Raw genomic sequence first — 18,830 nt, 5'->3', positions numbered from 1 at the left:
CCGCACCCGGCAAATCAGAACGGCAGCTTGAAGCCCGGCGGGAGCTGCAGGCCGCTGGTCATCTTCGACATTTCGGTGCCCGACACCGCATCGGCCTTGGCGCGGGCATCGTTGAAGGCGGCGGTCAGCAGATCCTCGAGCATCTGCTTCTCGCCGACCTGCATAAGCGAATCGTCGATCGCGATGCCGATGATCCGGCCCTTGGCGGACGCCTTGACCTTGACCAGCCCGCCGCCCGACGCGCCCTCGACCTCGATCGTGTCGAGATTGGCCTGCGCCTTTTCGAGTTCGGTCTGGACGTTCTGCGCCATGGCGAGGATTTCGTCGATATTCTTCATGCGTTGCTCCTTTGACCCGGCCACGATTCAAGCTTGGCGTCGGGAAACGCTGCCACCGCGGCCTTCATGATGGGGGATTCGAGAATGGCTTGCTTCACCGCCTCGTCGGCGGCGTCCTGCGCTTCGCGCAGCGTCGGTTCGCCGGGCGCGTCGACGATCGACACCTTCCAGGCGGTCCGCGTGACCGACTTCAGCAGCGTGCCGAGTTCCGCCAGCGTGTCGGCCGAGACCGGCCGGCTTCCGCTGAGCGCGAATTCGGGCGGCGCATAGGAGACGATTCGCGCACCGTGTCGCAGCCGCGCGGCGATCGCCAGCCCGCCCGAATCGTCGAGCAGATCGACCAGAGCCGCAAAGGTCGGCGGCAGGATCGGTCCGGTGTCGACGGGTGCCGGCGCGGCGGGCGCCACCGCCCCGGCCCAGGGCGGCGCTTCGCCGGAGGATGCGGGAGCGGGCGCCGGCGCCTGAGTCAACGCGGCGGCGGGCGCAGCGGGTGCGGGACCGCCGGCGATCTGCCGCGCGAGTTCGCCGGGATCGGGCAGCGTCGAGGCGTAGATCGTCCGCAGCAGCGCCATTTCCGCCGCCTCGATCGGCAGGACCGCCTTGGCGACCTCGTCATGGCCCTTGAGGAACAGCTGCCAGAGGCGATGCAGCGCGGGGTAGGACAGGTTCGCCGCCCACTCCTCGCGCGCGGCGCGTTCCTCCGCGGGCTGCGCGGCGTCGGCCGGCGTCCCGACCTTGGTCAGCGTGATGCCGTGAACGGTTTCGAGCAGCGACCGGAGCACCGACAGCGGATCGACGCCATAATCATATTGCCGCCGCAGCGAGGCGAGCGCCCCCGCCCCGTCGCCCGCCAGGATCAGGGCGAGCAGGTCGCGCACCGCGCCGCGGTCGGACAGGCCGAGCATCTGCCGCACCGCGTCCGCGGTGACGCCGCCACCTTCGAGCCCCGCATGCGCGATCGCCTGGTCGAGGATCGAGAGCCCGTCGCGCGCCGACCCTTCGGCGGCGCGTGCGATCAGCATCAACGCCTCGGGCTCGGCGACGACGCCTTCCTCGGTCGACACCCAGGCGAAGTGCTTGGCAAGCTGTTCTGCCGAGATGCGGCGCAGGTCGAAACGCTGGCAGCGCGACAGGACCGTCACCGGCACCTTGTTCACTTCGGTCGTCGCGAACAGGAACTTCACATGCGCGGGCGGTTCCTCGAGCGTCTTCAGGAGCGCGTTGAACGCGTTCTTCGACAGCATGTGGACTTCGTCGATGATGTAGATCTTGAAGCGTGCGGTGACTGCCGAATAGCGCGACGCGTCGATGATCTCGCGGACGTCGTCGACACCGGTATGGCTCGCTGCGTCCATCTCGATCACGTCGATATGGCGGCCCTCCGCGATCGCGCGGCAGGGTTCGCAGACGCCGCAGGGGTCGATCGTCGGACCGCCCTGCCCGTCCGGACCGATGCAGTTGAGCGCCTTGGCGATCAGGCGCGCGGTCGACGTCTTGCCGACCCCGCGCACCCCGGTCATCAGGAACGCATGCGCCAGCCGGTCGCGCTTGATCGCGTTGCCGAGCGTCTGGACCATCGCGTCCTGCCCGATGAGCTCGGAAAAGGTCTGCGGACGATATTTGCGCGCGAGCACACGGTACGCGACATCCGCCTTAGCAGCCGGCTGTGGCGGTTCGCCCAGGTCGAAGGAATCTGACATTGCGGTCGTCATAGCGGCTGTCGGGTCCGGTGTCGAAGGGCATGGCCGGGACCGCGAATGTTGCGAATGTTGAGACGATAGCGCGATTCAACATTGGGCGTCGGGTCGACACTGAGCGTCTTCGCGGTGCAGCCCGAGGTCGGGGTGCGGCCGTTCGGGATGGCGTATCGGGGGCCGGAACTGGGAGCGATCTGGGCCATGATGCGGCGTACCACAATCGCGGGCAGATTTACAGTGAAATGGAACGTTTCGGGAACGTCATTGTGAAAGCTGTTTGGGATCAGGGGTTTGGCGGGGAGGTAGGGGCGCCACGGCTGAGCCGTGTCGTCAGACGGCGCTTTGCGCCGCTGGCCGCGCGAACATTTGCCTGCAAATGTTCGCGGTGGGAGCCGGGACGACCCGGGGCGAAATCGTTGTGGCTGCTTCCTTCCGGATCTGACCAAGTTGGCGACGACCCCGTCCGCCCGACTCCCGCTGCGCATATGGCGGGGTCGGACGGGATGATCAAGCCGCTTTACGGCCTGACCAGGGGGAAGGCCCGTTCTTAGCGGTTGACGCGGACCGTGCGGCAGACGCGCTGGCGATGATGGTTGCGGACCACGTTGCGGCAGATCTGACGCGTGCGCGTACGATGACGGACGCCGGGGCGGTTGTCGTTGTGACGGACGACGGTCCGCTCATGGACGACGGTGCGCTGTGCAGACGCCTCGGCGGCGAAGCCGACGGGCGCGAGGCCGGTGAGCGCAACGAGACCGGCGGCGGCGAGGGTAAACAACTTCATGGAAAGTCTCCTGAGCGGTCTGGATTCGCGTGAATCCCATAACCTATGTTAGCAAACTCGCGCCGCCTCATTACGGTTCCGTATCAACGACGGAAACAGCGGCGAACCGGGCCGTAATAGCCGCGCTGGATGCGGCACACGACGCGCGAGCGGCCATAGCCACGCGGCCCGCCATAGCCGTAATGCGCGCGATAGCCGCCGTGGTGCCCGCGATAGCCGCCGCGATATCCATCCCGGTACCCGCCGCGGTACCCGCCCCGGTAGCCGCCCCGGTAACCGCCATCCCGATAGCCGTCATAGCGATGGCGCGGGCCATGCCAGCCACGGTCATGATGCCCGCCGCCGCGCGGCCCGTCCCAGCCGTAACGCTGTGCGTCCGCGGGGGCCGCTGCAACCAGGGTACCGGCGGCCAGAGCACCGGCGGCGAAGAAAGCGATGATCCTCATGAAAGCTACTCCACTCGAGCCCCGGGCAGCGGGGCTGTATCAATGCCCCGTATACTGGGGCGGTGGAGGCTTGATCGCCGAACCGCCGTGGCTCGACGCTGAACCGGCCGTTGTCATTCTGTAAGGTTCGCCCGGTCGGTCATCCGGGGATGCGCACCGTCAGTCCGTCGAGCGCCTCGGTCAGGCGGATCTGGCAGGCGAGCCGGCTGGTCCGGGTCGCGCCGGGGGCGAGATCGAGCATGTCCTCTTCGTCAGCGCTCGCCGGCGGCAACCGCGCGACATCGGCGGCGTCGACGATGACATGGCAGGTCGCGCAAGCAAGCTGGCCCTCGCACGTGCCCTCGAGCGGCTGGCCGTCCGCCTGGGCGGCGTCGAGCAGCCGGTCGCCGGGGGTGGCGGCGACGCTGCGCATGCTGCCGTCGCGGGCGATGAAGTGGACGATCATGGGAAGCGGACGATCATGGCCATTGCCCTTCCGCCGCGGCCGCGATCGCGTCGATCGCGGCGGCGAGGTCTGTTTCGGTGGTGTAGCGGCCGAAGCCGAGGCGGATGCTCGACCGGGCCTGGGTCTCGCTCAGCCCGATCGCGCGGAGCACATGGCTCGACCGCCCCGACCCGCTCGCACAGGCCGAGCCTGCGGAAAAGGCGATGTCGCGCAGGTCGGACATCAGCCGGTTCACGTCGAGCGCGTCGCGACGGATGTTGAGATTGCCGTGATAGCGCGAGTCGGTGGCGCCGTTGATCGTCCAGCCGGGGCCGAGCCGGTCGCGCGCCAGCGACCAGAGCCGGTCGACATGCGCGGCATCCTGATCCCTGCGGTCGGCCATCAGCTGCGCGGCGATACCGAAGCCGGCGCACAGTGCGGGCGACAGCGTGCCAGAACGGCCGGGCGCCTCCTGCCCGCCGCCGTGGAGCAGCGGGGCGAGCGTGACGCCGTCGCGGATCCACAGCGCGCCGATGCCCTTGGGACCGTGGATCTTGTGCGCGGAGATTGCGATCAGGTCGACGGTGTCGGGGATTGCTACGCGGCCATAGCCCTGGACCGCGTCGACCAGCATCAGCGCGCCGGCGGCGTGCGCGGCCTCGGCAAGCGCGGCGATCGGCTGGATCACGCCGATCTCGTTGTTGACGAGCATCGCGGCGACGACGCCTGCGCCGGATGGGACGCTGTCGACGATCCCGTCTGCGCCGACCGGCAGGATCGTCACGTCGCGCCCCTGCGCTGCTTCCGCCGCCGCGGTGTCGAGGACGGCGGCGTGTTCGGTGGCGAGCGTCGTGATCGGCCCGGCGGTGCCCTTGATCGCCCAGTTCAGCGCCTCGGTCGCGCCGCTGGTGAAGGCGATGCGGCCACCGGGGGGGAGCAGCGCCGCGACCTGATCGCGCGCCAGCTCGACCGCGGCCTTCGCGCGGCGGCCTTCGCGGTGGGGCGAATGCGGGTTGGCATGCTGCGATTCGAGCCAGGGGAGCATCGCGGCCAGCGCCTCGGGCGCGAGCGGGGTGGTCGCCTGGTAATCGAGATAGCTCATGCGGCCGCCCTGATGTCGCGGGCGATGCGCGTCCAGGCCTCGGCGAAGCGCGCGACGTCGTCGGCGGTGGTGGTCCAGCCGAAGCTGACGCGGACGACCTGCGCGGCGGCGTCGGCGGGATAGCCCATCGCGGCGAGGACATGGCTCGGCCGCATGCTGCCCGACGAACAGGCGCTGCCCGCCGAGACCGCGAACCCGGCCATGTCGAGGCGGATCAGCTGCGCCGCCGCGCCGACGCCGGGCATCCGGTAGGAGGCGATGGTCGGGATGCGGGGGCTGGCCTGCGCGACGATCTCGCCGCCATGTGCGAGGATCGCGGCGTCGAGTTCGGCGCGCAAGTCGGCGAGCGGCGCGAACCAGTCGCGCGGGGCTTCGAGTGCGGCGGCGAAGCCGAGCGCGCCGGGGAGATTCTCGGTCCCGCCGCGATAGCCGCGCTCCTGCCCGCCGGTCGGATCGAGCAGGCCGAGGTCGCGGACGAGCAGCGCGCCGATCCCGGGCGGGCCGCCGAGCTTGTGCGCGGAGACGATGATCATGTCCGCGTGCGGGAGCGGGAGCTTGCCGGCGGTCTGCGCGCAGTCGGCGATGCGGGGGGTGGCGGTCGCGGGCTGGAGGACGCCGGTTTCGCTGTTGGCGGACTGGAGGGCGATCCAGTCCCGCCCCTCGGTCCTGACGATGCCGCCCGCATCGACATCCAGCATGACCGGGCTTTCCGCCGCGCGCAGGACCGCGTCATGCTCGACCGCGGCCACGCCGATGCCCGGCCGTCCTCGCAGCGCGAGGCTTGCGGATTCGCTCGCGCCGCTGGTCAGGATCACGTGGTGCGGCCAGTCGAGCGCCTGCGCGATCCGGCGCCGCGCATCCTCCAGCGCCGCCCGCGCCGCCCGCCCCTCGGCATGCGGCGAGGACGGGTTCGCCCAGCGCGTCATGCCCTCCATCACCGCCGCGACGGCCTCCGGACGCATCGGCGTGGTGGCGGCGTGATCGAGGTAGATGCGGGGTTCGTTACGGGACAGGGTCGGTTCCAATTGCGAAAAGGGGTGCATTACCTATATAGCGCGCATCGTCCGGCACTCCACCCGAGTGCGTATCCCAGCTCGCGAGTGCCCATGCCAGAAGTCATTTTTCCCGGTCCCGAAGGCCGTCTCGAAGGTCGTTTTGCGCCGGGTCCGCGCCCGCGCGCGCCCGTTGCGATGATCCTCCACCCGCACCCGTCTGCGGGCGGCACGATGAACAACGCGATCGTGCAGCAGCTCTACAAGACCTTCCAGCGGCGCGGCTTTGCGACGCTGCGGTTCAACTTCCGCGGGGTCGGCAAGAGCCAGGGCGTGTTCGATAACGGCGTCGGCGAGCTCTCCGATGCGGCGAGCGCGCTCGACTGGGTGCAGAGCTTCCATCCCGAGGCGCAGACGACGTGGATCGCGGGCGTCAGCTTCGGCGCGTGGATCGGCATGCAGCTGCTGATGCGCCGGCCGGAGATCCGCGGCTTCATCTCGATCGCGCCGCCGGCGAACCTGTACGACTTCACCTTCCTCGCGCCCTGCCCGTCGAGCGGGATCATCATCCAGGGCGAGGGCGACGAGGTCGCGACGCCGGGTGCGACGCAGAAGCTGGTCGACAAGCTGCGCACGCAGAAGCACATCACGATCCATCACGACACGATCCCGAAGGCGAACCACTTCTTCGAGCATGAGATGCCCGAGCTGATGGGGTCGGTGGACAAGTATCTCGACATGCGGCTGGATCCGAATTCGCCGATCCGGTGAGCTTATGCCCTTCTCCCCTCGGGGGAGAAGGTGGCGCGCAAGCGCCGGATGAGGGCACGTTGGGGAGCCTTGCGCTTCACCACGTGCCCTCACCCTCCCACCGCTGCGCGGCGGGCCCCTCCCTCTCCCCCGAGGGGAGAGGGGTTTACAGGGTCCAGATTGCTACGTTGGCTAGCAGGACCGCGGCCATCACCAGCATGAGTATGCCTTTGCGGCGGTCGCGGTTCTTCACGATCAGCGTGATGCCGCCGATCAGGCAGGCGAACATGCCGAGCATGGCGATGGCGGGCGCGGCGGCGGCGATGGCGGTCAATGCGGCGGTCATGCTGCCAGCACCGCTGCATAGGCGGCGCGGTCGACATTGCCGCCTGACAGGATGACGAGCAGCCCGGGTTCGGGATGCACCTTGCCCGCCAGCAGCGCCGCGAGCGCGACCGCGCCGCCCGGCTCGATCACCAGCCGCAGCCGCTCCGCCGCCCAGCGCTGCGCCGCCGCGGTCTCCGCCTCGCTGACCGCGACGCCGGTCGCATCGCGCCGCGACAGCACGTCGAAGGTCAGCGGCGACACGCGCTGCGTCTGAAGCGAATCGCACGCGGTCGGCGGTGGGTTCGGCCCGACCGGCTCGATCCACGACGCTTCGAGCGACCGCCGCATGTCGTCCCACCCCTCGGGCTCGACCACCGTGATCGCCGCGTCCTTGACCGCGAGCGCGACCCCCGCCGCAAGCCCGCCGCCGCCGCACGGGACGACGATGCGGCTGGGCGACCCCAGGCCGAGCGCCGCCATCTGGGCGTGCGCCTCGATCCCCGCGCTGCCCTGCCCCTCGATGATCCACGGGTCGTCGAAGCTCGGCACCAAAGTCGCGCCGCGCGCCTTGGCGAGCCGTGCGGCGATCGCCTCGCGGCTTTCGGTCGCGCGGTCATAGGCGACGACCTCCGCACCGAGCGCCAGCGTCGCGTCGCGCTTCGTCCGCGGGGCGTCCGACGGCATGACGATCGTCGCGGCGATACCGAGTCGCCGCGCCGCCCACGCCACGCCCTGCGCATGATTGCCCGACGAGAAGGCGACGACGCCGCGCGCGCGGATCTGATCGGGAATCGCGGTCAGCCGGTGCCAGGCGCCGCGAATCTTGAACGCGCCGACCGGCTGCAGCGATTCCGCCTTGAACGCGACCGCTATCCCCCGGATTTCGGCCACGAACAGCGGCGTCGGCGGCAGGATGCGCGCGATCTTCTCTGCCGCGTCACGGACACCGGCCCGTGTCGGCTGTCGCAAAATCGTCACACGTCGTCTCCTGTGGTGCAGATGCTATTTACATGGGGGGCGTGCGCCCCTAAATCGCGCTTCCGCTGCCCCATGGGACTTCCAACCGCAAGGCAGTGTTTTCGTAATTTGTCTCAGGACATTGGAGGTCCCTTGAATTGGTCAAGCATCATATCGCGCTGGGGTTAGCGAAAGCCCATTCGACCGCCGACACTCCCCTCATCGGGGGCGGCATCGACATCGCTAAGGGGCGCCCGGTCAATCCGGTCACGCTCGTTCGTCCGCACGCTGCTGCGCGCGCCGCTCGGTTCTTCGTCGAGAAGTTCCCGGGCCGCTCGATGTATGCGGTGAAGGCGAATCCATCTCCCGAACTCCTGCAGATCCTGTGGGACAATGGCATCACGCATTACGACGTGGCGTCGATCGCCGAAGTGCGCCTGGTCGCGCGGACGCTGCCTGAGGCGACCCTGTGCTTCATGCACCCGGTCAAGGCCGAGGAAGCGATCGCCGAGGCGTATTTCACGCACGGCGTCCGCACCTTCAGCCTCGACAGCCTGGAAGAGCTGGACAAGGTCGTGCGCGCCACCCGCGAAGCCAGCGACCTGACGCTGTGCGTCCGGCTGCGCGTGTCGTCCGAGCATTCGAAGCTGAGCCTGGCGTCGAAGTTCGGTGCCGCACCGCATGAAGCCAAGGAGCTGCTGTTCGCGGCCCGCCAGGCGGCGGACGCACTCGGCATCTGCTTCCATGTCGGCAGCCAGGCGATGACTCCCGAGGCCTATTCGAACGCGATGGAGCGTGTCCGCGCGGCGATCGTCGAGGCGGCGGTCACGGTCGACGTGATCGACGTCGGCGGCGGCTTCCCGTCTTCCTATCCGGGGATGGAGCCTCCTCCGCTCGAGCGCTTCTTCGAGACGATCCACCGTGCGTTCGAATCGCTGCCCGTCAGCTATTCGTCCGAGCTGTGGTGCGAGCCCGGCCGGGCGCTGTGCGCGGAATATTCGTCGATCATCGTGCGCGTTGAAAAGCGCCGCGGGACCGAGCTGTACATCAATGACGGCGCGTATGGCGCGCTGTTCGATGCGGCGCATATCGGCTGGCGCTTCCCGGTCGAGCTGCTCCGCGAGCCGGACAGCCGTGCCAAGGACATGGAGTTCAGCTTCTATGGTCCCACGTGCGACGACATGGACCACATGGCCGGGCCGTTCCTGCTGCCCGCCGACGTCCAGGCCGGCGACTATATCGAGATCGGCATGCTCGGCGCATACGGCTCGGCGATGCGGACCGCGTTCAACGGGTTCGGATCGGACGAGACGGTGATCGTCACCGACGAGCCGATGGTCTCGCTGTACGACGAACGGTACCAGGACCTCGCGTCCAACGTCGTCACGCTGTAACCACTAGCTGTTATTTCTACCGTCATTCCCGCGCAGGCGGGAATCCATAAACGCTATCGGCGCGGCTCCATCGAGCCCCCGAGTTTATGGATCCCCGCCTGCGCGGGGATGACGACGTTTGAGGATGATGACCATGACCGAAGACACCCGCATCGACGCGCAGCGCAAGGCTGAGCTCCTGTCCACCACCGTCGAGCATATCGACATCACCAGCTTCGACGCGCGGCCGATCGTCGACGCGATGAAGAAGATGTCGTTCACCAGCCGCGACCTCGGCCGCGCGACCGACATCTACAACCAGATGCTCGCCGACAAGGACTGCACGATCTTCCTCGTGATCGCGGGCTCGACCTCGGCCGGCGGTTGCATGGACCTGTATGCCGAGCTGCTGCGCAACAACATGATCGACGGCATCGTCGCGACCGGCGCGACGATCGTCGACATGGATTTCTTCGAGGGCCTCGGCCACAAGCATTACCAGGCGCTCGAAGTGCCGCACGACGACGTGCTGCGCTCGCTGATGATCGACCGGATCTACGACACCTATATCGACGAGGAAGAGCTCCAGCACGTCGACCACACGATCTTCGAGATCGCCGAGACGCTGGAACCCCGCCCCTATTCGAGCCGCGAGTTCATCCGCGAGATGGGCAAGTATCTGGTCGAGCACGGCAAGAAGGAGAACAGCCTCGTCAAGCTCGCCTATGAGCATGACGTGCCGATCTTCTGCCCGGCGTTCGTCGACAGCTCGGCAGGCTTCGGTCTGGTCAAGCACCAGGTCGATGCCGCGAAGGCGGGCAAGCCCTACATGGTCCTCGACGCGATCGCCGATTTCCGCGAGCTCACCGAGATCAAGATCAAGGCGGGCACCACCGGGCTTCTCATGATCGGCGGCGGCGTGCCGAAGAACTTTATCCAGGACACCGTGGTGTGCGCCGAGATCCTCGGTCACGACGACGTCCAGGTCCACAAGTACGCAGTGCAGATCACGGTCGCCGACGTGCGCGACGGTGCATGCTCGTCGTCGACGCTGCAGGAGGCGGCGTCGTGGGGCAAGGTCAACACCGGCATCGAGCAGATGGTGTTCGCCGAGGCAGGTTCGGTCATGCCGCTGCTCGCGTCGGACGCGTATCATCGCGGCCTGTGGAAGGACCGTCCGGTCCGCAAGTGGGGCGCGAGCTTCGACAAGGCCTGAGGCGGGCGCGCTGATCCTACCCTGCAAGGGGGAGGATTCTGCGATTGCTCCCATTGCGTGATTGATGCAGCCTCCTCCGGGGAACCGGGGGAGGCTTTTTCATGCATGACGACCTGATCCACAGCGAGATCCTGCGGCCGATGGTCGCGCTGATCGCCTGGACGCTGGTGATGCTGCTCTGGATGCTGGCGACCCGGTTGCCGGCGATGAAGGCGGCGGGGGTCGACCTCAGCCAGCTCGTCGGCACGCGCGCCGCCGATGCGGACCGCTCGCTGCCCGCCAGTGCGCAGTGGAAGGCGCACAACTACAACCATCTGATGGAGCAGCCGACGCTGTTCTACGCGGTGTGTGCGGTGCTCGCGCTCAGCCATACCGGCGACGGGGTCAACGCGTGGATCGCCTGGGCCTATGTCGGCTTGCGGGTCGCGCACAGCATCGCGCAGGCGACGACCAACCGGGTGCAGACGCGGTTCATCCTGTTCCTGCTGTCGAGCCTCGCGCTGATCGCGCTCACGCTGCACGCGGCGATGGCGGTATTCTGACGAGACCATTGCCGGCGATGCGTGTCGATCGCCCCTTCCCCTGCGCGATCGGGATCGGCTAGCTACCGCGCCATGACCTTCGACCGCCGAACCTTGCTCGCCCTGCCGCTCGCGGCCGGGATCGCCCCCGCCGCCCTGCTCTCCGACGCCGCCGGCCAGTCCGCGACGAACGGGAGCGCCAGTCGAGGCGCGCGTCTCGCCGGCGATCCGGTCTGGCCACCCGCCGAGCGGTTCGCGCTGTGGCCCGGCATTCCCGCCGGCGCGCCGACCCCGCTGCCGCGCCCGCGCCCGATGATCACCGGACGCCCGGGCGGCTACCGCGACGTGCAGATGCGCGGCGTCGTCCAGCCCGAGGTCGGCGTGTTCCGCGCCGCCCGCCCCGATGGCCGTGCGGTGCTGGTCTGCCCCGGCGGCGGCTATTCGATCACCTCGCTGCGCAACGAGGGGATCGACGTCGCACGGGTGCTGAACGGCTTCGGTATCACGGTGTTCGTGCTCAGCTACCGGCTGCCTGGCGAAGGCTGGGCGGACCGCGCCAACGTGCCGCTGTCCGACGTGCAGCGCGCGATGCGACTGATCCGCGCCAATGCGCGGCGCTATGCGATCAACCCCGAGACGCTGGGCGTGCTCGGCTTTTCGGCGGGCGGGCATCTCGCCGGGTCGCTCGAGATCCATCATGGCCTCGAAGTCTATCGCCCGGTCGATGCCGCGGACCGGCTGTCGGCGCGGCCGGCCTTTGCGGGGCTGATGTACGCGGTGTCGAACATGGATCCGGGGCGCAGCCATGGCGGGTCGCGCGCGCAGCTGCTGGGGCCCAATCCCGATCCGGCGATGCAGGCGCGCTATGCGATCGACCGCAATCTGCGCAGCGGCGACGCGCCGCTGTTCCTGGTCCATGCCGAGGACGACGACACGGTGCCGGTCGCCAACAGCCTCGACATGCTCGCCGCCGCGCGCCGCGTCGACATTCCGGTCGAGGCGCATATCCTGCGTCGTGGGCGCCACGGGTTCGGCACTCGGCTGCCCGCGAGCTCGCCGGGTTCGCTCTGGCCGCAGCTGTTCGACCGCTGGATGCGCGAGGCGATCGGGCCCGAAGCGCCGCTCTGACGACGGGTGTGCGTGCCCGGGGTTAGCCGAACACCCGCTTCAGCGACCGTTCGAGCATCATCAGCTGCCACAACGTGCGGCCATGCTCGGCGCGCCCGCCGCGATGCGCCTCGGCGAGCGCGGTGATCGCGGCCATGTCGAACCACCCCGTCTCGGCGAGCATCCGCGACGATCCGAGCGCGCTCGCCTCGCCCGCCAGCGTGCCGCGGAACCATGCGCTGATCGGCGTCACGAAGCCCATTTTCGGCCGGTAGAGGATTTCTTTCGGCAGATAGGGCTCCATCGCCTTCTTCATCAGCCATTTGCCCTCGCCGTGGCGCAGCCGCATGCCGACGGGCAAGGTCGCGCAGAACTCGACCAGCCGGTGGTCGAGCAGCGGTTCGCGCGCCTCGAGCCCGACCGCCATGCTGGTGCGGTCGACCTTGGTCAGGATGTCGCCGGGCAGCCAGTGCTTGAGATCGGCATATTGCGCGCGGTCGATCGCGTCGCGCGCGGGGGCGGCGGCCATCGTCGCGACATAGCGCTCCTCCGCGCGGTAGCCGCCCAGCGCGGCCTGCGCGCCGCCCGAGAACAGCCGCGCGCGCACCTCGGGCGTCGTGACGCCGACCGAGCGGGCATAGGCCTCGCCCCCGCCTGCCGCGAGCGCGAGCAGGGTCGATTTCGCGCGGAACGGTCGCGGGGCCCAGTCGGCCTTGGGATAATGCCGGCCGAGTGCGCCGAATATCTGCGTCCTGAGATGCGCGGGCAGCAGGCCGCGCACGCGTTCCTCCGCGGCCTGGAAGCGGTAGCGCCTGTAGCCTGCCAGCGCCTCGTCCGCGCCGTCGCCCGACAGCGCGACCGTCACCCGCTCGCGGGCCAGTGCGCAGACCTGATAGGTGGCGAGCGCGGATCCGTCGGCGAACGGCTCGTCGAACGCGGCGACCAGCGTGTCGATCAGCGCGAAATCGTCGGGGTCGACGACCCGCTCGGCATGATCGGTCGCGAAGCGGCGTGCGATCGTCGTCGCATGGCCGCGCTCGTCATGCCCCGCCTCGTCAAAGCCGATCGTGCAGGTCCGGACCGCGCGCGGGCTCGCCTCCGCCATCAGCGCGACTACCGCCGAGCTGTCGACCCCGCCCGACAGGAACGCGCCGAGCGGCACGTCGGCGACCATCCGCGACCGCACGCCCGCGCGCATCCGATCGACCAGTTCCTCGCCCAGCGCCTTGGTGGAGCCGGTCGCGCGGTTGGAGAAGTCGACGTCCCACCAGCGGCGCGGCGCGGGCATGCCGCGCCCGCGCTCGATCAGCAGGAAATGCCCGGCCGCGAGCTTCTTCACGCCTGCGACCAGGCAGGCGTCGTCGGGGACATAGCCGAGCGCCATGTAATCCTCGACCGCAGACAGATCGGGCGCGCGCCGGACGAGCGGGTTGGCGAGCAGGCCCTTCAACTCGGAGGCGAACGCGACCGAGCCGTCCGCCAGCTCGACATAATGAAGCGGCTTCACCCCCAGCCGGTCGCGCGCGAGGAACAGCGCGCGGGCGCCGGCGTCGTGGATCGCGAAGGCGAACATGCCGTTCAGCCGGTCGAGCATCGACGGCCCCCAGGCGCGCCAGCCATGCAGCAGCACCTCGGTATCGCCCGCGGTCCGGAACCGCGCGCCGCCTGCGATCAGGTCGGCGCGCAACTCGGCGAAATTGTAGATCTCGCCGTTGTAGCTGATCGTCAGCTCGCCGTCCGACATCGGCTGTGGCGAGCCTTCGAGGTCAATGATCGACAGCCGGCGATGCCCCAGCCCGACGCCCGGCGCGGTCCAGATGCCGTCGCCATCGGGACCACGATGCGCGAGCGCGGCGATCATCGCCTGGATGCGGTTCGGATCGACCGGCTTTGGCGTGCCCGGGTGGAAGATCCCGGCAATTCCGCACATTCAGCGCAGGCCCGCGGCGTGATCGGCGACCGCGCCGACCGGTCCGAGCGCGGCAAGGAAGCGCGCCATCGGTCGCGGATCGCCGCCCTCGACCGACAGATGCACCGCAACCGCGCGCTGCGGTCCGCCGAGCAGCCGCGCCTTCATCGTCTCGATCTTCACGATCATCCCGTCATCGGTGGTAGCATCGCCGACCCGGTACCACGTCGCGACGATGCGCTCCACGGGTCCCGGCGCGGTAATCCGCATCGCCGAACCGCGCGCGCCCGCAGCGTCCGCGACCGGGGGAAGATCGGCGACGCGGACCCAGCGATCCTCCTCGCGCAGCACCCCCGTGCCGAACGCGATCAGCTCGTGCCCGTCGCCCTGCCGCCCGAATACCGCGAGCGCGATGTCGACGGTCGCGCCCGACGCGTCGGCATAGCGGCCGAAGAGATAATGGTCCGCACCGGGATACCAGGGCATCCACGGCGCGCGGACGCTGACATCGACGCGGTGCCAGCCCGGCACGTCGGGCAGCGTGATCTGCGCTGGCAGCATCTGCCGCCGCCCGGCGATGGCCGTGCTCCACGCGGGAAACGCCGATGCCACCACCAGCACGAGCAGCGTGACGGTGGCGAGGTCGCCCCGATAGCGCGGGACCGTTTGCAGTCGCGTCGGATCGAAGGCGGGATCGTCGGGTGCGCGGTCGAACCAGCGCCAGCCGATCGCCAGCACCGCCGCCATCACGAGCGCGAAGAACAGCCAGCCATAGACGATGTGGTCGATCCCCGTCGCCGCCTCGACCGAGGTCAGCTCCGCCGCCCAGATCGTCCCGAAGGCGCGAAACCCGTTGGCGACGACCGGCACGACCACCGACACGGCGAGGAACACCGCGCGCCGCCGCCATGAGACGAAGCAGACATTGGCGACCAGCACCCCGAACGCGACCATCGCGATCACGAACTTCGCGCCCGAACACGCCTCCGCCACCTCGAAATAATAGCGGCCGGCATGGATCAGCACGCCGTCGACGACCGCAGGCACGCCAACCAGATGCAGCAGCGGCGTGACGATCGCGACGGTCACCGCCTGCAACGGCGGCTCGATCCCCTCGCCGAAGGGCACGAGGAACAGCGCATAGCCGAGCGGGAACAGCAATCCGCGCGCGACATTGGGGCCGAGGATCGCGACGACCGCGCCCTGCAGCATCAGCACCAGCCCGACTTGCCGCGCGAGATTGACCGAGGCCGCGTCGCCCATCAGCCAACCTGCCCCGCCGACCGCGACCAGCGCCAGCCCCGGCCACCAGCCGACCGGCGTCAGTTGCGCGAGCTCGCCACGCCGCTGCCACACCAGCCAGGCGATCACCGGGGCGATGAACAGACAATGCCCGAAGGTCGTGCTGGTCCACCAGATCGTCGTCAGATCGGCGACGTCGCGGCGGAACAGCACGAGCAACAGGGTCGCCGCGACGCCGAGCGCGAGCAGATGCCGGGGCCAGGACGTCGCGGGGCGATCGGTCACGATGGGGACCGGCTGCCATCGACTCCGAACAGCGCATCGAGCGGCGCAAGCCGCGCGTCCCAGCCATAGCGTCGCAGCACCTGCGCGCGCGCGGCCCGCCCGAGGTCGGCCGCGTCGGCGGGCGCTTCGAGCAGCGCGAGGACCTGCGCGGCGAATTCGCGCGCGTCCGCCGCGACGCGGATCGTGCCGGCGTGGTCGATGCCCTCCGCCGCCGCCGCCGAGGCGACGACCGGCCGCGCCATCGCCATCGCCTCCAGCACCTTGTTCTGGATGCCGCGGGCGAGCTTCAGCGGGGCGACGCAGACATCGGCCGCGGCGAGCCAGCCGCGCACGTCGTCGACCGCGCCGGTGACGATCACCGCATCGCCTGCCAGCGCCTGCACTGCGGGGGTTGGGGCGCGGCCGACGATCGCGAACCGGGCCGTCGGGTGGCGCGTGCGGATCCGGGGGAGGATGTCGCAGGCGAACCAGGTCACGGCGTCGATATTGGGGCGGTAGTCCATCTGGCCGGTGAAGACGATCAGTGGGTCTGCTTGGGCGCTGCCGATGACCAGCCCACTCTTCACCTCCCCGGCGGAGGCCGGGGTCCAGTTGGGCGACGTCGATGACGACGGACTGTCCGCTGTTACTGCGACCTTTCCAACTGGGCCCCGGCCTTCGCCGGGGTGGTGGGATGGGGTTGCGGCCTGCCCGCGATGCGCAGCCGGGTCGGGCGTGCCGCCCTTCACTTCCCGGGCGAAGGCCGGGGTCCAGTTGGGGGACGTTGAGGGCGACGGACTGTCCGGTGTTACTGCGGCCTTTCCAACTGAGCCCCGGCCTTCGCCGGGGTGGTAGGGTGGGGTTGCGGCCTGCCCAGACTTGCCAGCCTGCCCAACCTTCCCCGCCGGGTCGAACGTCGTTGAATCGATGCCGTTCTCGACCGCGAGGATGCGCCCGGTAGCGCCGCCGGTGCGGAACAGGGCGGCTTCGGCTTCGCTGACGAACAAACTGGCGGAGACCCTCGACGCGATCTCCCGCTCGAAGGCCCCTAACAGCCGTGCCTCGCGGCGCATCATCCAGCGCATCGCACCGCGGGAGTCGTCCGCGAAGCCTGCGAACTTGGCGGAGTCCATGTCGACGAAATCCATGACGACGCGGGCCCCGTCATCGGGAAGGTACTGCGCCATCTGACCCGAGAAACAGTAGATGCCGTCGACCCGAGGCAGGATGCGGTCGACCGCGGCCTGCATGGCGGGAGCGGCGAACGCCGTCAGCGATACGGGCTTGCGGGTGGCCAGCGCCTCGAGTCCGGCGCGCATCTGCGACTTGCCGCGTGGCAGGATCGTGCAGCTCGCCAGCATGTCCGTGAAGGCGGCCGGCGGATCGAGGTCCGCCGCGTCGTCGGCAAATGCGACGAGATGGACCCGCATGCGTGCGCCGAGATAGCGGAGGACGTGGAAGCTGCGGATCTTGTCGCCGCGATCGGGCGGGAACGGCACCCGGTGCGCGAGGAACAGCAGGTCGCTCACCCCAGACCCCGGGAAATCCACGGTCCGGCGAGGTTCGCCGCCCAGAGCGGCATCTTCTTCCAGCTACGCACCATCAGCGCATATTTGGGATTGAGCGGATTGACCTCGCGCGCGGGGCCGTCGCTGCGCTTGGCATAAAGCCGCGGCACGGGCGTAAATCCCCAGTTCTTCTTGAACGCGGCCGCGCCGGTACCGGTCTTGGACCGTCCGAAATCGAACCGCGTGCAGCCGCGCGCACGGGCATGCGCCATCAGCGCGAAATACATCCGGTCGTTCGCGCGCAGGCCGCGCGCCGCCTCGGTCCCGCCGCCCCAATAGGGATAGACCGTCCCGCGGTGATAGAGGCTGAGCACGCTCGCGACCGCGCGGCCGCGGTGGCGGACGGTCAGTACGTCGGCGTCCATCGTCTCGACGACCGAGCGGAAGAGCCGCGCGGGAAAGACCGGCGTCCCCAGATTGCGCACCGATTCGGCATAGACGCGATAATGCTCGGCGAGCATTGCGCGGTCGCGGCCGGTCGCGATGTTGAGGTCGAGGCCGAGCGCGCGCCGCACCTCGGCGCGCTGCTTGCGCGGGATGGCGAGGAGCTCCGCATCGTCATCCGCCGCCAGATCGCGTGCGAACCCCAGATAGCTGTCCGCGTCGCTGTCCCACCCCGCGGGCACCGCGCCACCGCGAAGCTCGACCGACGGGCAGCCGCGCCGCTGCGCCAGATCCCAGGCCGCCGCGGCGAGCGGCTCGACCGCGGCATCGCCGAGCACGCCGCCATCGACCGCGAACCCCGCCGAGACGAGCGCGCGCCCGAACAGCGGCGACCGCATCTCGGTCAGCGGCAGCACGCCGGTGATCGTCCCGCCCCGCTCCGCGACCAGATAGCGTGCGCGCTGGCCGCAACCGCGCGCGACCGCGATGCTCCACGCGGGCAGATGGAACGGCGTCGCCGCCGCCGTCGCATCGACGAACGCCGCGATCCGCGCGCGCTCGTCCGCGTCGGCGAGATCCGCCTCGCGCACGGTGGCCGTCGTCACCGCAGCCGACCCGCCTCGACCGCGACCGCGGCATCGACGCGGCCCCAGTCATGCCGCCCGAGCAGTCCGCGCAGCTTGCCCGCCATCGCGCCAAGCCGCGAATAATGCCGGATCTTCGAGCGCAAGGGCGCCGCCGCGACGCGCGGCTGGGCGGGATCGATTTCCCAGGGGTGGAAATAGAACATCGCCGGGTGGTCGGCGGCGTTCACCTGGCGAACCGCGAAATCCATCAGCGCGGCGGGCAGCAGCCGGAAGAACCCGCCGCCCGTGGCGACGCGACGCGTGCCGAACTGCGCGACGGTGACGGGCACTTCGAGCAATGCGCTGTCGGCCAGCGGGCGGAAGGCGAAGCGCGGTGCGTCGCGCCAGCCATAATGATCGTGCGCGAGCGGTGCGACGCTCGACGAATAGGCATAGTCAGCTTCCGCCAGCACGGCGTGCGCCCAGGGCGTGCGCTGGTCGATCGAGAAGCTCGGGGCACGGTAGCCGGTGACACGCTGCCCCGCCGCATCCTCGATCGCCGCGCGCGCGCGTGCGAGGTCGGCGCGGAACAGGCCTGCATCCATCGTGAAGACGCGCTGGTGGTCCCAGCCATGGCTCGCGATCTCGTGTCCCGCATCGACGATCCGGCGGATCAGCGCGGGGTAGCGGTGCGCGACCCAGCCGAGCGTGAAGAAGGTCGCGTGCACGCCGCTTTCGGCGAACAGCGCGAGCACCGCATCGGTATTCGCCTCTACGCGCGGCTGGAGGCTGTCCCAGTCCGCCTTGTCGATCACCGTCTCGAACGCGCCGACCTGGAACCAGTCCTCGACATCGACCGACAT

The 18,830-nt window shown here is 69.5% G+C and carries 19 protein-coding genes and 1 other RNA gene; 5 read left to right on the top strand and 15 right to left on the bottom strand.

Translation table 11 applies throughout. The features are described from left to right. Window positions 1-14: 14 nt before the first annotated feature. From sphst_RS03045 to sphst_RS03010, 8 genes are all read right to left on the bottom strand, one after another. The gene (locus tag sphst_RS03045) at window positions 15-338 is read right to left on the bottom strand and encodes a YbaB/EbfC family nucleoid-associated protein (RefSeq protein ID WP_031395321.1); all 324 of its coding nucleotides are present in this window, start codon (window positions 336-338) and stop codon (window positions 15-17) included. Next, on the bottom strand, window positions 335-2,038 hold the full coding sequence (locus sphst_RS03040) for a DNA polymerase III subunit gamma/tau (RefSeq protein WP_107045172.1): 1,704 nt from the start codon (window positions 2,036-2,038) through the stop codon (window positions 335-337). Before sphst_RS03040 ends, sphst_RS03045 begins: the two co-directional genes overlap by 4 nt. Before the next feature lie 380 nt (window positions 2,039-2,418). Next, window positions 2,419-2,512: signal recognition particle sRNA small type (ffs, locus tag sphst_RS03035), an RNA gene on the bottom strand. Between the two features lie 70 nt (window positions 2,513-2,582). Continuing rightward, on the bottom strand, window positions 2,583-2,819 hold the full coding sequence (locus sphst_RS03030; RefSeq protein WP_051916540.1) for a hypothetical protein: 237 nt from the start codon (window positions 2,817-2,819) through the stop codon (window positions 2,583-2,585). Between the two features lie 83 nt (window positions 2,820-2,902). Beyond that, the gene (locus sphst_RS03025) at window positions 2,903-3,265 is read right to left on the bottom strand and encodes a hypothetical protein (RefSeq protein ID WP_051916542.1); all 363 of its coding nucleotides are present in this window, start codon (window positions 3,263-3,265) and stop codon (window positions 2,903-2,905) included. A 139-nt stretch (window positions 3,266-3,404) separates the two neighbouring features. Continuing rightward, window positions 3,405-3,710 (bottom strand): 2Fe-2S iron-sulfur cluster-binding protein, encoded by a 306-nt coding sequence (locus sphst_RS03020; RefSeq protein WP_031441521.1) that lies wholly within the window; start codon window positions 3,708-3,710, stop codon window positions 3,405-3,407. A 13-nt stretch (window positions 3,711-3,723) separates the two neighbouring features. After that, the gene (locus sphst_RS03015) at window positions 3,724-4,791 is read right to left on the bottom strand and encodes a cysteine desulfurase family protein (RefSeq protein ID WP_107045133.1); all 1,068 of its coding nucleotides are present in this window, start codon (window positions 4,789-4,791) and stop codon (window positions 3,724-3,726) included. Next, a complete protein-coding gene (locus tag sphst_RS03010) occupies window positions 4,788-5,834 on the bottom strand; it encodes a cysteine desulfurase family protein (RefSeq protein ID WP_107045132.1) in 1,047 nt (348 codons plus the stop codon). Before sphst_RS03010 ends, sphst_RS03015 begins: the two co-directional genes overlap by 4 nt. A 63-nt stretch (window positions 5,835-5,897) precedes the next feature. Here sphst_RS03010 and sphst_RS03005 point away from each other — a divergent pair, with 63 nt between their 5' ends. Further along, window positions 5,898-6,554, top strand: coding sequence for an alpha/beta hydrolase (locus tag sphst_RS03005; protein ID WP_031395613.1), 657 nt, complete (start codon window positions 5,898-5,900; stop codon window positions 6,552-6,554). A 145-nt stretch (window positions 6,555-6,699) separates the two neighbouring features. On the opposite strand, the gene sphst_RS03000 is transcribed toward sphst_RS03005, so the two are convergent. After that, window positions 6,700-6,879 carry a hypothetical protein gene (locus tag sphst_RS03000; RefSeq protein ID WP_031395612.1) on the bottom strand — a complete coding sequence of 60 codons (180 nt, stop codon included), beginning with the start codon at window positions 6,877-6,879 and terminating at the stop codon, window positions 6,700-6,702. Continuing rightward, window positions 6,876-7,838, bottom strand: a complete 963-nt coding sequence (locus sphst_RS02995) for a threonine ammonia-lyase (protein ID WP_056680389.1) — start codon at window positions 7,836-7,838, stop codon at window positions 6,876-6,878. Before sphst_RS02995 ends, sphst_RS03000 begins: the two co-directional genes overlap by 4 nt. Window positions 7,839-7,975: 137 nt before the next feature. Here sphst_RS02995 and sphst_RS02990 point away from each other — a divergent pair, with 137 nt between their 5' ends. The 4 genes from sphst_RS02990 (at window position 7,976) to sphst_RS02975 (ending at window position 12,055) form a co-directional block, all read left to right on the top strand. Next, a complete protein-coding gene (locus sphst_RS02990) occupies window positions 7,976-9,211 on the top strand; it encodes a type III PLP-dependent enzyme (protein ID WP_107045131.1) in 1,236 nt (411 codons plus the stop codon). A gap of 133 nt (window positions 9,212-9,344) precedes the next feature. After that, entirely contained in the window at window positions 9,345-10,406 is a 1,062-nt protein-coding gene (locus tag sphst_RS02985; RefSeq protein WP_031396469.1) for a 1,9-bis(guanidino)-5-aza-nonane synthase, read from the top strand. A 116-nt stretch (window positions 10,407-10,522) separates the two neighbouring features. Continuing rightward, window positions 10,523-10,948 carry an MAPEG family protein gene (locus sphst_RS02980; RefSeq protein WP_031396468.1) on the top strand — a complete coding sequence of 142 codons (426 nt, stop codon included), beginning with the start codon at window positions 10,523-10,525 and terminating at the stop codon, window positions 10,946-10,948. A 72-nt stretch (window positions 10,949-11,020) separates the two neighbouring features. Beyond that, window positions 11,021-12,055: an alpha/beta hydrolase gene (locus sphst_RS02975; protein ID WP_107045130.1), complete on the top strand. Its 1,035-nt coding sequence runs from the start codon at window positions 11,021-11,023 to the stop codon at window positions 12,053-12,055. Window positions 12,056-12,077: 22 nt separating this feature from the next. On the opposite strand, the gene sphst_RS02970 is transcribed toward sphst_RS02975, so the two are convergent. From sphst_RS02970 to sphst_RS02945, 5 genes are read right to left on the bottom strand one after another with little or no spacing between them, the layout of a single operon-like run. Beyond that, complete coding sequence (locus sphst_RS02970; protein WP_107045129.1) at window positions 12,078-13,964, bottom strand: XrtA/PEP-CTERM system amidotransferase; 1,887 nt, start codon at window positions 13,962-13,964, stop codon at window positions 12,078-12,080. Then, window positions 13,965-15,470, bottom strand: a complete 1,506-nt coding sequence (gene xrtA, locus sphst_RS02965; RefSeq protein WP_107045128.1) for an exosortase A — start codon at window positions 15,468-15,470, stop codon at window positions 13,965-13,967. Continuing rightward, on the bottom strand, window positions 15,467-16,978 hold the full coding sequence (locus tag sphst_RS21040) for a glycosyltransferase (RefSeq protein WP_234387278.1): 1,512 nt from the start codon (window positions 16,976-16,978) through the stop codon (window positions 15,467-15,469). The genes xrtA and sphst_RS21040 overlap by 4 nt, the downstream gene beginning before the upstream one ends. Then, window positions 16,975-18,006: a FemAB family XrtA/PEP-CTERM system-associated protein gene (locus tag sphst_RS02950; protein WP_107045127.1), complete on the bottom strand. Its 1,032-nt coding sequence runs from the start codon at window positions 18,004-18,006 to the stop codon at window positions 16,975-16,977. The genes sphst_RS21040 and sphst_RS02950 overlap by 4 nt, the downstream gene beginning before the upstream one ends. Next, window positions 18,003-18,830 (bottom strand): XrtA system polysaccharide deacetylase, encoded by an 828-nt coding sequence (locus sphst_RS02945; RefSeq protein WP_056405678.1) that lies wholly within the window; start codon window positions 18,828-18,830, stop codon window positions 18,003-18,005. Before sphst_RS02945 ends, sphst_RS02950 begins: the two co-directional genes overlap by 4 nt.

The sequence above is a fragment of the Sphingomonas sp. STIS6.2 genome, assembly GCF_000732685.2.
GTDB classification, from domain to species: Bacteria; Pseudomonadota; Alphaproteobacteria; order Sphingomonadales; family Sphingomonadaceae; genus Sphingomonas; species Sphingomonas aerolata.
The sequence above is the reverse complement of the archived record's forward strand: the minus strand, read 5'-3'. Positions and strand labels throughout refer to the sequence as shown.

Excerpts from the sequence above, each read along its gene's own strand:
- sphst_RS03045 (WP_031395321.1), bottom strand. The coding sequence starts at position 338 with ATGAAGAATATCGACGAAATCCTCGCCATGGCGCAGAACGTCCAGACC.
- sphst_RS03040 (WP_107045172.1), bottom strand. The coding sequence starts at position 2,038 with ATGTCAGATTCCTTCGACCTGGGCGAACCGCCACAGCCGGCTGCTAAG.
- sphst_RS03030 (WP_051916540.1), bottom strand. The coding sequence starts at position 2,819 with ATGAAGTTGTTTACCCTCGCCGCCGCCGGTCTCGTTGCGCTCACCGGC.
- sphst_RS03025 (WP_051916542.1), bottom strand. The coding sequence starts at position 3,265 with ATGAGGATCATCGCTTTCTTCGCCGCCGGTGCTCTGGCCGCCGGTACC.
- sphst_RS03020 (WP_031441521.1), bottom strand. The coding sequence starts at position 3,710 with ATGATCGTCCACTTCATCGCCCGCGACGGCAGCATGCGCAGCGTCGCC.
- sphst_RS03015 (WP_107045133.1), bottom strand. The coding sequence starts at position 4,791 with ATGAGCTATCTCGATTACCAGGCGACCACCCCGCTCGCGCCCGAGGCG.
- sphst_RS03010 (WP_107045132.1), bottom strand. The coding sequence starts at position 5,834 with ATGCACCCCTTTTCGCAATTGGAACCGACCCTGTCCCGTAACGAACCC.
- sphst_RS03005 (WP_031395613.1), top strand. The coding sequence starts at position 5,898 with ATGCCAGAAGTCATTTTTCCCGGTCCCGAAGGCCGTCTCGAAGGTCGT.
- sphst_RS03000 (WP_031395612.1), bottom strand. The coding sequence starts at position 6,879 with ATGACCGCCGCATTGACCGCCATCGCCGCCGCCGCGCCCGCCATCGCC.
- sphst_RS02985 (WP_031396469.1), top strand. The coding sequence starts at position 9,345 with ATGACCGAAGACACCCGCATCGACGCGCAGCGCAAGGCTGAGCTCCTG.
- sphst_RS02975 (WP_107045130.1), top strand. The coding sequence starts at position 11,021 with ATGACCTTCGACCGCCGAACCTTGCTCGCCCTGCCGCTCGCGGCCGGG.
- sphst_RS02970 (WP_107045129.1), bottom strand. The coding sequence starts at position 13,964 with ATGTGCGGAATTGCCGGGATCTTCCACCCGGGCACGCCAAAGCCGGTC.
- sphst_RS02945 (WP_056405678.1), bottom strand. The coding sequence starts at position 18,830 with ATGTCGGTCGATGTCGAGGACTGGTTCCAGGTCGGCGCGTTCGAGACG.